At 73.2% G+C, this 15,899-nt stretch carries 12 protein-coding genes; 3 read left to right on the top strand and 9 right to left on the bottom strand.

Annotated elements, in window-relative coordinates; translation table 11 throughout:
- The gene (locus tag AB0I15_RS27955; RefSeq protein ID WP_358101608.1) at positions 1 to 1,779 is read left to right on the top strand and encodes a long-chain fatty acid--CoA ligase; all 1,779 of its coding nucleotides are present in this window, start codon (positions 1 to 3) and stop codon (positions 1,777 to 1,779) included.
- Positions 1,780 to 1,811: 32 nt separating this feature from the next.
- On the opposite strand, the gene AB0I15_RS27950 is transcribed toward AB0I15_RS27955, so the two are convergent.
- A complete protein-coding gene (locus AB0I15_RS27950) occupies positions 1,812 to 2,333 on the bottom strand; it encodes a hypothetical protein (RefSeq protein WP_358101605.1) in 522 nt (173 codons plus the stop codon).
- A gap of 38 nt (positions 2,334 to 2,371) precedes the next feature.
- On the opposite strand from AB0I15_RS27950, the gene AB0I15_RS27945 reads away from it, so the two are divergent.
- On the top strand, positions 2,372 to 2,746 hold the full coding sequence (locus AB0I15_RS27945; protein WP_358101602.1) for a thioesterase family protein: 375 nt from the start codon (positions 2,372 to 2,374) through the stop codon (positions 2,744 to 2,746).
- On the opposite strand, the gene AB0I15_RS27940 is transcribed toward AB0I15_RS27945, so the two are convergent.
- From AB0I15_RS27940 to meaB, 5 genes are all read right to left on the bottom strand, one after another.
- Complete coding sequence (locus AB0I15_RS27940; RefSeq protein WP_358101599.1) at positions 2,730 to 3,794, bottom strand: acyltransferase family protein; 1,065 nt, start codon at positions 3,792 to 3,794, stop codon at positions 2,730 to 2,732. The two genes, AB0I15_RS27945 and AB0I15_RS27940, sit on opposite strands and share 17 nt — an antisense overlap.
- A gap of 11 nt (positions 3,795 to 3,805) precedes the next feature.
- A complete protein-coding gene (locus AB0I15_RS27935; protein WP_358101596.1) occupies positions 3,806 to 4,426 on the bottom strand; it encodes a TetR/AcrR family transcriptional regulator in 621 nt (206 codons plus the stop codon).
- Between the two features lie 46 nt (positions 4,427 to 4,472).
- A complete protein-coding gene (locus AB0I15_RS27930; RefSeq protein WP_358101593.1) occupies positions 4,473 to 5,432 on the bottom strand; it encodes an acyltransferase domain-containing protein in 960 nt (319 codons plus the stop codon).
- A gap of 5 nt (positions 5,433 to 5,437) precedes the next feature.
- On the bottom strand, positions 5,438 to 7,657 hold the full coding sequence (locus AB0I15_RS27925; protein ID WP_358101591.1) for a CehA/McbA family metallohydrolase: 2,220 nt from the start codon (positions 7,655 to 7,657) through the stop codon (positions 5,438 to 5,440).
- A gap of 196 nt (positions 7,658 to 7,853) precedes the next feature.
- Positions 7,854 to 8,813 carry a methylmalonyl Co-A mutase-associated GTPase MeaB gene (gene meaB, locus AB0I15_RS27920; RefSeq protein ID WP_358101588.1) on the bottom strand — a complete coding sequence of 320 codons (960 nt, stop codon included), beginning with the start codon at positions 8,811 to 8,813 and terminating at the stop codon, positions 7,854 to 7,856.
- Between the two features lie 111 nt (positions 8,814 to 8,924).
- On the opposite strand from meaB, the gene AB0I15_RS27915 reads away from it, so the two are divergent.
- Complete coding sequence (locus tag AB0I15_RS27915; RefSeq protein ID WP_358101585.1) at positions 8,925 to 11,120, top strand: protein kinase; 2,196 nt, start codon at positions 8,925 to 8,927, stop codon at positions 11,118 to 11,120.
- A 39-nt stretch (positions 11,121 to 11,159) separates the two neighbouring features.
- Here the strand turns inward: AB0I15_RS27915 and scpA are convergent, their stop codons facing one another.
- From scpA to AB0I15_RS27900, 3 genes are all read right to left on the bottom strand, one after another.
- Positions 11,160 to 13,307 carry a methylmalonyl-CoA mutase gene (scpA, locus tag AB0I15_RS27910; RefSeq protein WP_358101582.1) on the bottom strand — a complete coding sequence of 716 codons (2,148 nt, stop codon included), beginning with the start codon at positions 13,305 to 13,307 and terminating at the stop codon, positions 11,160 to 11,162.
- Complete coding sequence (locus tag AB0I15_RS27905) at positions 13,304 to 15,049, bottom strand: methylmalonyl-CoA mutase subunit beta (protein WP_358101579.1); 1,746 nt, start codon at positions 15,047 to 15,049, stop codon at positions 13,304 to 13,306. The genes scpA and AB0I15_RS27905 overlap by 4 nt, the downstream gene beginning before the upstream one ends.
- Positions 15,050 to 15,112: 63 nt before the next feature.
- Complete coding sequence (locus tag AB0I15_RS27900; RefSeq protein ID WP_358101576.1) at positions 15,113 to 15,874, bottom strand: N-acetylmuramoyl-L-alanine amidase; 762 nt, start codon at positions 15,872 to 15,874, stop codon at positions 15,113 to 15,115.
- Between the last annotated feature and the right edge of the window lie 25 nt (positions 15,875 to 15,899).

The raw sequence follows: 15,899 nt of genomic DNA, 5'->3' as shown, positions 1-15,899 counted from the left end.
ATGTCCAGCATTCCCTCCCTGCTGCGCGACCGGATCGCGGAGACCCCCGACGCCGAGGCGTACCGAGTGCCCTCGGACGGCGGATGGACCTCGTTGTCATGGCAGGAGGTGGGCGAACGCGTGCGCGGGCTGGCCCTCGGCCTGTCCAGGCTCGGCTCGGCCCCCGGCACCCGCGTGTCGATCCTGTGCTCGACGCGGCTCGAGTGGATTCTGACGGACCTCGCGGTGCTGGCCACGGGGGCGGCCACGACGACGATCTACCCGTCCAACACGGCCGCCGAGTCCGCCTTCGTCATCACCGACTCGGGCAGCACGATCGTCATCGCCGAGAACGACGACCAGGTCGCCAAGCTCAGGTCCGTGCAGAAGGAGCTGCCCGACGTCACCTGCGTGGTGGTCATCGACGGCTCGGCCGGCGACGACGGCTGGGTGGTCACACTCGACTCGGTGAGCCGTCCCGGTGAGAGCGGCGAGGACACGGCCGAGGCCGACTACGACGCGATGGTGGACGCCATCGCCCAGGACGACCTGGCCACCCTCATCTACACCTCGGGCACGACCGGCCGGCCCAAGGGCGTGGAGCTGACCCACGACAACTGGATCTACGCCGCCGGCGCGGTCCGCGAGCTCGGCCTGCTCTCCGGTGACGACCTGCACTTCCTGTGGCTGCCGCTGTCGCACTCGTTCGGCAAGCTGCTCGAGGTCGTGATGATCCACATCGGCGTGCCGACCGCGATCGACGGCCGCCTCGACAAGATCGCCGAAAACCTCGGTGCGGTGAAGCCGACGATCATGGCCGCAGCGCCGCGCATCTTCGAGAAGATCCACAACACGGTGGTGGCGACCCAGCAGCGCGAGGGCGGCGCCAAGCTGCGCATCTTCACCTGGGCGCGCAAGACCGGCCTCAGGGTCGCCAAGGCCCGCCAGCGCGGCGCGGAGATCCCGCTCAGCACGCGGCTCGAATACGCCGTCGCCGACCGTCTCGTCTTCAGCAAGCTGCGCGACCGGTTCGGCGGCCGGGTCCGCTTCTTCATCTCCGGCGCCGCCCCGCTGTCGCAGGACATCGCCGAGTTCTTCGACGCGGCGGGCCTGACGATCCTCGAGGGTTACGGCCTGACCGAGTCGTCGGCGGGCAGCTTCCTCAACCGGCCCGACTCGGTGAAGTTCGGCACGGTCGGGCCGCCGTTCCCCGGCACCTCGGTGCGCATCGCCGAGGACGGCGAGATCCTCATCGGCGGGCGCGGCATCATGCGCGGCTACCACGGGCTGCCGGCGGAGACCGCCGAGGCGCTCGAGGACGGCTGGCTGCGCACGGGCGACATCGGCGAGCTGGACGACGCCGGGCGGCTGCGCATCACCGACCGCAAGAAGGAGCTCATCAAGACCTCGGGCGGCAAGTACGTGGCGCCGACCTACCTGGAGGGCCGGATCAAGGCCGCCTGCCCGTACGTGTCGCACGTGTTCGTCCATGGCGACCGGCGCAACTACGTCACGGCGCTGGTCACGCTCGACATGGACGTGGTCAGGCCGTGGGCGGAGGCCGAGTCGCTGCCCTCCGACCCCGAGGAGTTGCGCGAGCACCCGCGCATGCGCGGCGAGGTCGAGAAGGCGATCAACCAGGTCAACGCCGATGAGGCCAGCTACGCGACGGTCAAGAAGTTCGCGATCCTGGCCGAGGACTTCACGGTGGAGACCGGCGAGCTGACGCCCAGCCTGAAGATCAAGCGCAGGGCCGTCGAGGAGCGCCACGGCCCGACCCTCGACTCCTTCTACGCCTGAGCCGCCACACCTGAGCGGCCACATCTGAGCGGCTACGCCTGTCCGGTGTAGGCGGTCACCCGGACGGTGTGGCCGCCCGACTGGAGGGTCACGCTGGTCGGCCCGGTCGTGAGCACCGCGCCGACCCGCACGGCCGAGTGGCCGGCGCAGCCGGTGAACCGGTAGGACGCCGAGCCGTCGGCCAGCGAGTAGGCGTTGTCGGCGCGGTAGCGCGACCGGTCGAACAGCAGCGCCGTGCCCGGCGTCCTGGTGGCCAGGGTGACGTCGGCGCCGGGCTCGAGACGTACGGTGAGCTTGAAGGTACGGGCCCGCGCGCCGGCGGGCGGCCGGGCGAGGCGGGAGGCGACCAGCCTGGTCTGCCCGGCGGTGACGACGCGGGAGTCCAGGCCGTCGTCGAAGTCGCGCTGGTCGGCGCTGCCGCAGCGCCGCTGTCCCGGCGGGTCGTCGGCGCGCGCCACGGGGGTGGGGGCGGTGGCACAGGCGGCGAGCAGGGTGGCGAGCAGGGTCGCGAGCAGGGTCGCGAGCAGGGTGGCGCCGGCTGTGAGAAGTCTCATGCCCCCGATACACCGGCCGCGAGCGTAGGGTTCCTGGCGTGATCTCCCATCTCCCCGTGCGCCCCCGGCACTGCGACGCGCAGGCCATGATGCACGCGGCCCGTTACTACGAGTACTTCGAGGACGCCTTCCTCGACTGGCTCGGCGCCAGGGGCGGCTACGACCGGCTCCGGCGGGAGGGCGCCGACCTGGTGGTCAAGGTCAGCGGCTGCGAGCACCACGCGCCCGCCCGGCTCGGTGACGTGCTGACCGTGGAGAGCGCCCCGGCCAGGGTCGGCACCACGTCGATCACGATGACGTTCACCGTGCGCCGCCGCGCGGACGAGCTGGTCGCGGTCGGCACGGTCACGTACGTGTGCGTGCGCGACGGCCGGGCGGCCCCGCTGCCCGCGATGCTCACAGCACCCGCTTAGCCCCCGGCAGCGAGCGCACCAGATAGGCGATCCACCAGCACAGCGGCAGCGCCACGGCCAGCATGACCGCGAACTTGACGACCGCGATCGCCTCCAGCCACCGCAGTGCCCAGCCGAGGCCGACCAGTACGAGCGGATGGATGATGTAGACGGTGAAGGCGTGGTCGGACAGGAACCGCCCGCGCGGCCCCTGCGTGCCGAACCGCTCCCTGAACAGCACGGTCAGCCCGATGATCATGCCGACCGCGAACGAGCACTCCCACAGGGCCGACAGCGCCGACGACAGATGCCCGCCGGTCAGGAACGACAGCGGCAGCAGCACCGCGCTCGACACGCCGGCCGCGACGAGCCCGAGCCGCCCCGCCCGCGCGGGCAGCGTCTCGAACCAGCCGCGCCTGAAGGCCAGGCAGCCGAGCGCGAACATGCTCGCGTACTGCGGCAGGAACTGCGGCGACGGCAGCCCGAGCACCGGCACGTAGGTGCCGGTCGGCACCGGGATCCGCCACAGGAACGTGACGGCCGCCAGCCCCAGCACGTACAGCACGACCCACTTCAGCCGGAGCGGCTCGACGCGCCGTTCGAGCGGCTCGCGCCGGCTCCGCCACAGCGCGTAGACGAGCGCGAAGACGATCAGCACCTCGGCGAACCACATGGGCCCCGGGTCCCAGGAGCCGAGGTAGTACTGCCAGTACGGCATGCCCTCCCGGCCGGCGAGCCCGCCGAAGTTGACCATCGGCCGTAGCAGCAGGAGGAAGACCACCAGCGGCACGCCCAGCCGGATCAGCCGGTCGCGCACGAACGGGCGCCCGCCCTTGCGGTCGTAGGAGCCCGGGGTGAAGAAGCCGGAGATGAGGAAGAAGAACCCCATGAAGAACGCCTGGTTGAACATGGCCAGGACGTCGAGCAGCACACCCGAGCCGTCCTTGGCGGGCTCGGTGTAGAACCACAGCGGGATGTTGCCGTACGTGATCGCCACGTGGTGGGCGACGACCAGCGCGGTCAGCACGATCCGCAGGTTGTCGATCGCGTGGAGCCTGGTCCGGGTCACCGGCTGGACCGTCATTTCCTGCATGCCCTTTCGAAGAGGTCGGCGAGCTCTGCGGCGTGCGCGTCGAGGTCGTGGCCGGGGGTGGCCACCCAGTACGCGAACATGTTGTCGATGGCCGAGGAGTGGGCGATCGCCATGACACGGGTGTCGAAGTCCCTGAACTCCCCGCTTTCCTGGCCGAAGCGGTAGATCCGCTCCAGCGCGAGGTAGATCTCCTCGTTGGCCTTGATCCCGTAGCGGGGCTGCCCGTCGGCGGTGCGGAGGTTGTAGAAGATCTCCCCCAGCGCCGCGATCTGGGTGCGGTGGCCGCGCATGTGGTCGGCGACGGCCAGGATGTGCGTCCTGAGCAGCTCGGTGGCCGTGGCCGCGCCCGCCATCCTGGCCGCCACGTGCTCGGCGATCGTGCCGTAGGTGCGCTCGACGACCTCCACCATCAACTCGTCCTTGCCGGCGAAGTGGTAGGAGATGACGCCCTTGCTGATGCCCGCGTGTTTGGCGATGCGCGCCAGCGACGCCTGGGCGAAGCCGGCCTCGGCGATGACCTCCACGGCTGAGGACACGATCTGGGCACGCCTGGCCTCCTCGATGAACGACCGCGACTTCTGGCCGCTCGGCTCGTTTTCTGACCGCATGGCCAAAATTTAGCACAAGCGGTTTGAAAGTGAGCGGCGCGGGGGGTCAGAAGGGCAGCCAGCCCCTGCGGCCGTACCAGGTGCCGCCGGCGGTGAGGTGGTCGGCGATGGCGCGTTCGAGCCGGGTGCGGCGGGGCAGCGCGGCCGGGTCGGCGGTGGCGTCCCCGCCGAACACGAACGAGAGCACGTCGCCGTCGTCGAAGCGGTGCAGCGGGTGGAAGCGGCGCTGGAAGGCGAGGATGTTGGAGTCGGCGGGCAGGTAGCGGGCGAGCTGCTCGTCGAGCAGCCACGAACCGCACGTCATGACCCGGCGGTCCGAGCCGGGGAAGTGCCCGGGGAAGTGACGGGGGAAGAACCGCCGGGCGCGTTCGAACGAGGCGTCGCACGCCTCGGGCGTCAGCGGGCCGTGGAAGCCGGGCACGTGCACCGCGAGCGACGGCGACCCGGGCCCCAGCGGCAGGCCGGCGGCGCGGAGGGTCTCGCCGGTGGTCCGGCCCAGCGTGGCGAGGTTGAACTGGAGCCTGCCCAGCTCGTAGAGGATGCCCCTGGCGTGCAGCATGAACCAGTAGGGCACGTGCAGGCCGGCGGTGCCGAACCGCTTGCGGTGCACGGCCATGTTGCGCCCCAGGTCGGTGAACGTCGCCCAGGACACCTCCTCCGGGATGCCCAGGCTCCGGTGGTGGGCGCGGGTGTGCGGAAGCGCGGCCAGGAAGACGTAGACGTAGAAGTAGGGGCCCAGCTCGGGCAGCGGCTGGAACGGCGGCGGGTCCTCCATCGCGCCCATGGTGGACACGAGCGAGTGCGCGCACCGCTCGGTCAGCCACCATTGAGGGGTGCCCGGCTCGGGCCGGGCCGCGAGGATCGCGTTGACGTCCTCGTGCGGCACCGTCAGCCGCAGCAGCTCGTCGGCCAGGCCGCCGCCGGGCAGGACGACCTCGAAGCCGCCGACGGACTCGAGGTGGTCGAGCCAGGCGGGGTGGGCGCTGAGCAAGGCCTTGACGTCCATCGGACTCAGCCTAGCCGCCCCCGGTAGATCGTTCTGGCCTGCTGCAGCAGGGACATGTGGTCGCCGAACTGGTAGGGCCCGGCGAGCCTGCCGTGCTGCCTGATGAGCTGCTCGAGCAGGTCCAGCCACTCCAGGCACCACCGCACGTCGTCCTGCCGGGCGACCGGCCTGCCGTTCACGTCCACGTACACGGGGCTGGTCAGGGCGTAGCCGGTGGCGGTCAGCGTGCGCGCATGGGGGTCGCACAGGACCTCGGCCACCACGTACGTGGGCGCGTCCACCCGGAACTCGGCCGTCACCGTCAGCAGGTCCTCGCCGCGCCGCCCGTAGTCGGCCGACAGGCGCTCGGCCCCCGCCCGCACGCCCTCGGCGGTGCGGATGCGCACCGCGGCCACCTCGGGGCCGATGGCCGTGGCCGTAACGCTGACGCGGTCGCCCCGGCGGGCCTGGAGCACGTGGCCGGGGCCGTGGCCGTCCACCGACAGCTCCAGCCAGGGTCCGGTGGTGGCGAACGTCCGGCCCGCGCGTACGGCGGCCGCGTACGACCTGGCGGTCAGCTCACCCTCGACCTGGGCGTAGACGCGGGCCCAGCCGGGCGGGTTCGACTGGTTGTCCGAACGGGTGAACGAGATCATCGCGTCCGTGCCCGCGGTCACCGCCAGCCGGTTGCCCGCGCCGATCAGCCGCCGGTACACCGCCGCCGTGGACGGGATCGAGGCGTGGGTGAGCACGTCGAGGCTGTCCACGAGCCCGAGGGCGGCGTCGGCCACGAGTTCGCGGGCGGCGCAGTTGCGCGGCACGGGCGAGACCACGCCCTTGGGCGGGTCGCCGTCGCCGATCGGGGTGCGGAAGGGGTGGCTGTAGCCGACGAGCGCCCCGAGCCCGCGCAGCTCGCGCAGGCCGTCGGCGTTGGGCGGCCAGTCGGCGTCGCCGTCGAACCCGGTGTGGTAGCGGCCGGGGGCCGAGCGCGGCGCGAAGGCGTAGATGTGGCCGAGCAGGTCGTTGCGGTATTCGACGCCCATCCTGGCCAGGTGCGTGGCGTCCGACCAGGGCAGGTCCTGGCCGGTCCAGTGCTCCAGCGCCTCGCGGTCGTAGACGCGCCGGCCCGAGACGTTGCCGGCCAGCAGGTTGAGCACGTGCAGGTCCTCGCCGTGCTGGGCGGCGGCGGCGTCCGCGGGCACCCCGACCAGGTCGCCGGCCCAGTTGAGGTGGACGTGCATGTCGGCGCCATACCAGCCGCGGGCGGCGGCGTCGTAGAGGCGTTCGGGGGTCAGCTCGACCAGGTGCTCGCCGCCCGGGTCGGGGGTGAGCTGCAGCCGGGCCTCGTCGTACTCCATGCCGCGGGCGGCCGTGATCGTCAGCGGGGTGGAGGGGACCTCCAGGACGAGGCCGTCGCCGTGGAAGTACGGGCGGCCGTGGTAGTCGTACCGGTTGGGGGTGTCGGGCGGGAACCAGCCGCTGCCGTCGGCGGCCACGACGCTCCACCGGCAGGGCATCCCGGCCACCAGCCGCAGGCGGGAGGCGTGGATGGGGCGCAGGAGCGTGTCGAGGCGGACGCGGGTGCCGTCCACGACGACCGTGCTGTCCTGGTCCACCTCGACGAGCCAGGCGCCGCGCGCGGGCAGCCGCCGCTGGGCGTCGTCCACGGAGACCAGGCAGGGCTCGTCCCGCCTGGAGTCGATGAGCAGCGAGATCCGCTCCTCGCCGCGGCCCGGCAGCGGGACGGCGGTGCCGGGGTCCGGCCCGGCGGGCGGGGAGGCGGGGCGCCCGCCGCCGGGCAGCACCACGAACGGCACCTCCCCCGCCCATCGGGCCGCCCTGCCGCGCCGGCCGCCCTCGCCCTCGCCCTGGCCCTGGATGGGGCGCAGCGGGTTCGACGGGAGCAGCACCGTCTTGGGCGCTCCTTCGAGCGCGACCGCGTCGGGCTCGATCCGGACGGCGACGAGGTGTCCCGGCAGCTCGCCGTCGAGGGTGTCGCGCAGGACGCGGTCGTAGTCGGGCTCGTCGAGCCGGGCGGCGAGCTGGTCGAGGGGGTGGCCGGGATGCTGCTCGGCGACCGCCTTGAGCACGAGCTCCCAGAACCGGTCGAACAGCTCGGGCGGCAGCACCCTGCGCCGGGCGAAGAACTTCACATAGTGGATCTCCGGCTCACCCCAGGTGATCCCGTGCCGCCCCAGGAGGCGCCCATACTCCTCCAGCGCGCCCGCCACCGGTTCCGGCAGCATCGACTCCGCACACATTCGCGCCTCTCCCCACGTCGGTTGCGCGACATCGTGACATGGATCACGCAGGCCGTCCGACCGGCCCCGGCGCGGGGGTTGGGGTTATTCCACCCCCGGGAGAGGTATCTTCACCCGCGGGTTTCCGATGCTGCTCCCGGCGGTGGCGATCCGGCCGGAACACGGCCGCGTCGCAGCCGGATCACGGCCGTTTGAAGGCCGACAGGAGGCGGTCGGCGGCGAGCGCGGGGGTGAGCCCGCCCGCCAGCACCTCCCGCTCCACCTCTTCGGTGAGCGCCGCCACGGCGGGGTCGTTGCGCAGCTCCGACAGCAGCCGGTCGTGCACGAGCGTCCAGGTCCACCGCACCTGCTGCCTGCGGCGCTTGGCGGCCAGGTCGAGGGCGTCCTGGTGGGCCAGCACCTGCCGCCAGAGCTCGCCGAGCCCGTCGCCGGTCAGCCCGCTGCAGGTGAGCACGGGCGGCGGTACGGCGTCGGAGCGGAGCATGCGCAGGGCGCCGGCCAGTTCGCGGGCCGCCTTCCTGGCGGCCAGCTCGTGCTCGCCGTCGGCCTTGTTGACCGCGATGACGTCGGCCAGCTCCAGCACGCCCTTCTTGATGCCCTGGAGCTGGTCGCCGGTGCGGGCCAGGGTGAGCAGCAGGAACGTGTCGACCATGTCGGCCACCGAGGTCTCCGACTGTCCCACGCCGACGGTCTCGACCAGGACGGTGTCGAACCCGCCCGCCTCCACCACGACCATGGCCTCCCTGGTCGCCTTGGTGACGCCGCCGAGGGTGCCGGAGGTGGGCGAGGGGCGGATGAAGGCCGCGGGGTCGGCCGACAGACGGGCCATGCGGGTCTTGTCGCCGAGGATGCTGCCGCCCGTCCGGCTGGAGGAGGGGTCGACGGCCAGCACGGCCACCTTGTGGCCGTCGCCGGTCAGGCGCGTGCCGAGCGCGTCGATGAACGTGGACTTGCCCGCCCCCGGCACGCCCGACACGCCGACCCGGCGCGCGTGACCGGAAAAGGGGGTCAGCTCGACGAGCAGCCGCTGTGCGAGGGCGATGTGGTCGGGTCTCGTCGACTCCACAAGCGTGATGGCGCGGGCGATCCACGTACGGGAACCGGCCCGTACGCCCTGCGCGTAGTCCTCCAGCGAATGCACCCGGCGTGCCCCTTTCTTCCCAGTTGATGAGCCTAACGTCTGACAAGTTTTGACTTTTGCCAGTAGGGTGCTGGAGTTCTAACCTCAGCCGTCACAGGAGTCACTCCCCTCATGCCCAACGTCGAACCCCTCCGCGGCGGCGACCCGGCGGCGGTGGGCCCATACCGGCTGGTCGGGCGGCTCGGCGCGGGCGGCCACGGTGTCGTCTATCTCGGCCAGGCGCGCAACGGGACCCCGGTCGCCATCAAGGTGCTGCGCGAGGGGCTCGCCGTGGACGACCGCCTGGCCAGGGCCATCTCCGCCGCGCGCAAGGTCGAGCCGTTCTGCCTCGCGCAGGTGCTCGACGCGTCGACCAGCGGACGGCCGTACATCGTGTCCGAGTACGTGGACGGCCCCTCCCTGCAGCAGGCGGGCCGGCGCGGCGGGGCGGAGCTGCAGCGGCTCGCCGTGACGACCGCGACCGCGCTGGACGCGATCCACCAGGCCGGCGTCGTCCACGGGGACTTCACGCCGTCGAACGTCCTGCTCGGGCCCGACGGCGCCCGGGTGGTGGACTTCGGGGTGGCCGGGGCGCTGGGGTCGGGCATGAAGGCGACCAGCAACATCGTGGGCACGCCCGCGTACATGGCGCCCGAGCAGCTCGCCGGCAAGCCCGTGGGGGCGGCGGCGGACGTGTTCTCCTGGGCCTCGGTCCTCGTGTACGCCGCCACGGGGGTGCCGCCCTTCGGGGACGACTCGCTGCCCGCCGTGATCAACCGCATCCTGCGCGAGGAGCCGCACATCGGCGAGCTGCCGGGCCCGTTGCGCGAGGTCGTGACGGCCTGCCTGGTCAAGGATCCGGGGGCCAGGCCCGCGATGCGCGACGTCCTGCTGCGCCTGGCCGCCCCCTCCCGCCATCCCGCGACGCCGCCGCCGGCCTCCGACCCGGGCTGGGAGCACACCCCTGACCGCTCCTGGGAGGCCAGGGAACAGTCCGCCGACTCCCTGTGGGAGCCGGCGGCCGACCGCCCGCGCAAGCGCGCCTCCGAGCGTCCCTGGGAGCAGCCGGCCGGCCACCCCCAGGCGGGGCCGTCCCGCAAGGGCCGCGCGCCGCAGGGTGCCGGTCAGAGGGCCTCCGCGCGGCAGCCGGACGCCGCGCACCAGGGGCCGACCCAGGACTTCCCCGCGCACGCGACCCCGGAGCCGCCCCAGGACCCGTCGTGGGAGGCCGGACAGCACCAGACCCCCGGACAGAACCACCAGGCCGCGCAGCACCAGCACCCGGCCGCCCGCCCCGACGCGCATCCTTCCGCCCAGCACGGCTTCGGCCAGGCGCCCGACGCGCACCCGGGCGCCCAGCACGGTCATCCGCACGCGGCCGAGGCGCAGCGCGGCGGTGGGCACGCGGCCGACCCGCAGGGCGGCGCGTACCAGGGCTCGGGGCCCGTCTCCGATCCGCACGAGGGCCCGGGACCGGCCACCTCGCCGCTCCAGGCGCTGTTCGACCTGTCCTCCCCCATCGAGCAGCCCTCCGCCGCCCACCCTCCGGCGCCGCTCGGCGCGCCGGTGGCACCCGACCTGACGGCCCCGCTCGGCGCGCCAGTTCCGCCCATGCCGCCCGTGCCGCCCGGGGGCGCCCCCGTGGCCGGCGGGCCGATGGGGGCGTACGGCGCTCCTCCCGCGGGGGACGAGGGCGGGACGGGCGGTCAGAACCCGGCGCCGGCCCCGCGCTCCCGTGGCCGGCGGGTGAAGACCGCGATGATCGCGGGCGTCTCCGGCGTCTGCGTGCTCGCCCTGGCCGGCGCCATCATCTGGCTCACCCCCACCACTCCCACCCCGAAGACCACGAACATCGCCGGCATCACCGACGCCCCGACCACGGAGCCGGCCGCCACGCCGCGCCCCACGCGCACCCGTGGCACGACCAGGCCGACGCCCCAGACGGACGGCACGCCCAGCACCGTCCCGACCGGCGACCCGACCGGCACCGGCTCCCCGTCCGCCGGGGCGAACCGGCTCAGGGTCGTCTACGTCCGCCCGGCCGGCACCAGGAACGGCACCTGCTGGGCCGGGGGCGAGGTGGCGCTCCAGGCCCTGGTACGGCGTACGGGCGACCCCGTGACCATCACCTACTCCTGGATCGTCGACGGCGTGCAGACCAGCCGCGCGTCGGCGGTCGTCTCCGGGAACGGGCAGCGCTATCTCGCCGCGTCCCGCCCGCTCAGGAGCACGGGCGGGACCCACAGCGTCACCCTGCGGATCACCTCGCCGGTGGCCGCCCAGCGGACGGTCTCGGTCACGATGTGCGATGACGGCACCACCCAGTGACGACGGCTCCTGCACCTGTGACGGCGGCCCCCCGGCCGCCTAGTGACGGTTCCTGAGCTGCTCCAGCAGGTCGAGGGCGGCGTCGGCGATCACGGTCCCCGGGGGGAAGATCGCGGCGGCGCCCGCGGCCCGCAGCTCGTCGTGGTCGCCCGGCGGGATGACGCCGCCCACGACGATCATGATCTCGGGGGCGTCGAGGTCGGCCAGCGCCGCGCGCAGCGCGGGCACCAGCGTGAGGTGCCCGGCGGCCAGCGAGGACACGCCCACGACGTGCACGTCGGCCTCGACCGCCTGCCTGGCGACCTCCTCCGGCGTCTGGAACAGCGGGCCGACGTCGACGTCGAAGCCCAGGTCGGCGAAGGCGGTGGCGATCACCTTCTGGCCGCGGTCGTGGCCGTCCTGGCCCATCTTGGCCACCAGGATGCGCGGGCGGCGGCCCTCGGCCCGCTCGAAGCCGACGCAGGCCCGGCGGACGTGTTCGATGTTGCCGGCCGTGCCTGACTCGTCGCGGTACACACCGGTGATCGTACGCACCTGCTCGGCGTGCCGGCCGAACACCTGCTCGAGCGCGTCGGAGATCTCGCCCACCGTGGCCTTGGCGCGGGCGGCGTCGACGGCCAGCTTGAGCAGGTTGTGCTCGAGGCCGGGGGCGGGGTGGCCGGCGGCCTTGGTGAGCGCGTCGAGCGCGTGCCGCACGGTCTCGTCGTCGCGTTCGGCCCTGAGGCGGGCGAGCTTGTCGAGCTGCTGGGCGCGTACGGCGCTGTTGTCGACCTTGAGCACCTCGATGGCCTCGTCAGCGGTCGCCCGGTACTTGTTCACGCCGATCACCGGCTGGCGGCCGGAGTCGATGCGGGCCTGGGTGCGCGCGGCGGCCTCCTCGATGCGCAGCTTGGGCAGGCCGGCCTCGATGGCCTTGGCCATGCCGCCGGCCGACTCGACCTCCTGGATGTGGGCCCAGGCGCGTTCGGCGAGGTCGTGGGTGAGGCGCTCGACGTAGTAGGAGCCGCCCCACGGGTCGATCACCTGGGTGGTGCCCGATTCCTGCTGGAGAAGGAGCTGGGTGTTGCGGGCGATGCGGGCGGAGAAGTCGGTGGGCAGCGCCAGGGCCTCGTCGAGCGCGTTGGTGTGCAGCGACTGGGTGTGACCCTGGGTGGCGGCCATGGCCTCGACGCAGGTGCGGGCGACGTTGTTGAACACGTCCTGCGCGGTGAGCGACCAGCCGGAGGTCTGGCTGTGCGTACGCAGGCTCAGCGACTTCGGGTTCGTCGCGTCGAACCCGGCGACGAGTTTCGCCCACAGCAGCCGCGCGGCGCGCAGTTTGGCGACCTCCATGAAGAAGTTCATGCCGATGCACCAGAAGAACGACAGGCGCGGCGCGAACCGGTCGATGTCCATGCCCGCGGCGACCCCGGCCCGCAGATATTCGACCCCGTCGGCGAGCGTGTAGGCCAGCTCCAGGTCGCAGGTGGCCCCGGCCTCCTGGATGTGGTAGCCGGAGATGCTGATGGAGTTGAATTTCGGCATCTTCTCGCTCGAGTACGCGAAGATGTCCGAGATGATCCGCATCGAGGGCGCCGGCGGGTAGATGTAGGTGTTGCGGACCATGAACTCTTTGAGGATGTCGTTCTGGATGGTCCCCGCGAGCTGTTCCGGTGCGACGCCCTGCTCCTCGGCCGCCACGATGTACAGCGCCAGGACGGGCAGCACGGCGCCGTTCATGGTCATGGACACCGACATGCGGTCGAGCGGGATGCCGTCGAACAGTTGCCGCATGTCGTAGATGGAGTCGATCGCCACCCCGGCCATGCCCACGTCGCCGGCCACGCGCGGGTGGTCGGAGTCGTAGCCGCGGTGCGTGGCCAGGTCGAAGGCCACCGACAGGCCCTTCTGCCCGGCGGCCAGATTGCGCCGGTAGAAGGCGTTGGAGTCCTCGGCCGTGGAGAAGCCCGCGTACTGGCGGATGGTCCAGGGCTGGTTGACGTACATGGTGGGGTACGGGCCGCGCAGGTAGGGGGCCGCGCCGGGGTAGGTGCGCAGAAAGTCGAGGCCCTCGAGGTCGTGGGCGGTGTAGAGCGGCTTGACCCCGATGCCCTCAGGTGTCTCCCACACCTCGCCCGCCTGCTCGGGGGCGCCGGTCTCCCGCTTGGGCAGGCCGTTGAGCGGGATGTCGGAGAAGTCCGGGATCATCGGGTCACCCCCAGGTCGTCGAAGGTCGCGCGGAGGACGGCCAGCGCGTCGCAGCCGGCGTACAGGGTGTCGTCCACGCCCTCATATCGTCCCCTACCCGCCAGCCACACCTTCTTCGCCCCGGCCTCGCGCAGGGCGGCGGCCACGGCGGTGGCGTGCTGGTCGTAGAGCTTGTCGCTGGAGCACAGGCAGGCGACGGCGGCGCCGCTGGCGGCGAAGGCGGTGGCGATCCGCTCGGGGTCGGCGCCCGGCCCGGCCGTCTCGGTGGCCAGGCCGCCCGCCTGGAACAGGTTGGCGGCGAACGCGGCGCGGGCGGTGTGGGCGGTCTGGGGGCCGATGGTGGCGAGGAACACCTTGGGGCGCTCGGGCTGGCCGTCGGCGAGGTCTCGCAGCCGCTCGAACGGCTCGGCGTAGCGCACCTCCGGCAGCCCCTCACCGGCCGGCGGGCGGGCGGCCCCGGGCGGCGCGGGGGCGCGGCGAAGGGGCTTCTCGGCGAGGTCGGGGAACTCGCTCACGCCCGTGATGGGGAGGCGGCGGTGGGCGATGTCGTCGGCGCGGCGGGCGCGGGTGGCGGCGATGCGCGCGGAGACGAGCGGGGCGGCCTCGCCGATGCCGCCGGCCGCCTCGATCTCCTGGAACCAGGCCCAGGCGGCCTCGGCCAGGTCGGCGGTGCGGCGTTCGACGTACCAGGAGCCTCCGGCCGGGTCGATCACGCGGCCGAGCCCCGACTCCTCCAGCAGCAGCGACTGCGTGTTGCGGGCGATGCGGCGCGAGAAGGCGTCCGGCAGGCCCAGGCACGCGTCGAACGGCTGCACGGTGACCGCCTCGGCCCCGCCCACCCCGGCGGCGAAGCAGGCCAGCGTGGTGCGCAGCATGTTCACCCACGGGTCGCGGGCGGTCATCATGGCCGCGCTGGTCACCGCGTGCTGCCGCTGCCCGCCGGCCTCGGGCGCGCCGCACACCTCGGCGACCCTGGCCCACAGGCGGCGGGCGGCCCGGAGCTTGGCGATGGTGGCGAACTGGTCGGCGGTGGCGGCGTACCGGAAGTCGATCTGCCCGAGCGCCCGCTCGACCGGGAGGCCGCCGCCGGTGAGTGCCCGCAGCTCGGCCACGCCGCGCGCGATCGAGCAGCCGAGCTCCTCGGCGTCGCTCCCGCCCGCGTCGTGGTACGGCGTCGCGTCCACGGTCACGGCCCGCAGCCCGGGGAACGCGGCGGCGCAGCGCAGCGCCAGCTCCACCCCGGCGGACCCGGACGCCCCGAGGTTGCCGCTCAGCGTCGTGCCCCGGGCCTCGGCCAGGCCGAACAGCGCCTCGGCCGCCTCCCGCGCCCGCGTCCCGGCCTCCAGCACGACCGGCGCGAGGTCGAGGTAGACGTCCTTGAGGACCGTGCCGAGCGAGCCCACCGGGATCGCGTCGTCGCCGACGACCAGCCACAGCGACGTGACACCGTTCTCCAGGTCGGCCAGCACGGCCTCGGGGTCGGCCACGGCGTGCCGCTGCCGCACGTCCCACCCGGCGACGGCCCGGGCCCCGCGCACGTACGGCGCGGCCCCCGGCGGCCCGGGATCGCCCGGCAGGTCATCCAGGTCGTAGAGCGGCGCGACCGTCACCCCGTCGTAGGTCGTCCTGGACAGCGCCTCCTCCGGCGACGCCGCCTCGGCCCCGGATCTTCGCAGGACCTCCAGCGCCAGCGCTCGCCAGTCGTCTCGAGAGGTGGGCGCGAACCCGGCAGCCAGTTCCATGTTTCGGATAGTAGGCCGAGCGCCCCGGGACCAGATACCCCGGGGCGGCCCCTAACCGGCCCCTTATGCCAGGGGCGCCTCCCACGCCAGCCGCCACGTGATGGGCCCCACCACGCCGTCGTCGCCGACGCCCTGCTGACGCTGGAAGCGGCGGCACACATCGCGTGACTCGCTCCCGTACGCGCCGTCCACGGCCAGCTCCCACCCGCGCCGCGCCATCTGCGCCTGCCAGGTGCGCACGTCCGTGCCGCGCATCACCGGCGGGTACTTCAGCAACCGCCCGGGGAACGGCGGAACCGTGGGCTCGCCGCCGCCGTTCGGCCGGGGCGCGCCCCGGCGTACCCAGGTGTAGAGGGGATCGCCGGGGCAGTCGGTGGCGTAGCCGTCGCGGTGCCCCTTGATCTCCTTGCCGGCGTGGCCGCGGTCGCGTACGTGCTGGACGGCGTCGAGGATCGCGTGCAGCAACCCGTCGGGCGGCTGCACGAGCCCCGCGTTGCCCACGAGCCCGAGCACGGCGTAGTGGCCGGCGTTGAGCCCGGGGCCGTTCGCGGCGGGCAGGCGGTGCAGCCCACGGCCCTCGAAGACCCGCTGGTGCGGGCACGCGACGAACGAGTAGCCGATGTCGATCCAGCCGTTGCCGTCCATGTGGTGCGCCTGGATGGACCGTACGAGGGTTGCGCAGCCGCCGTGGTCGGAGACGATGCCCGGGTCGACCCTGCCGCCCGTGTAGTGGACTTTGACTCCCTTGGTGGAGTCGAGCTGTGTGTAGTCGCCGCGCGGGGCACGGGCGTTCCAGTCACGCCGTAACACCAGGTCGATGGCCACGGTGATCTCCGAGGGTCGCTGTGTT

The organism is Nonomuraea sp. NPDC050643 (genome assembly GCF_040654715.1).
Taxonomy (GTDB): Bacteria; Actinomycetota; Actinomycetes; order Streptosporangiales; family Streptosporangiaceae; genus Nonomuraea.
The sequence above is the reverse complement of the archived record's forward strand: the minus strand, read 5'-3'. Positions and strand labels throughout refer to the sequence as shown.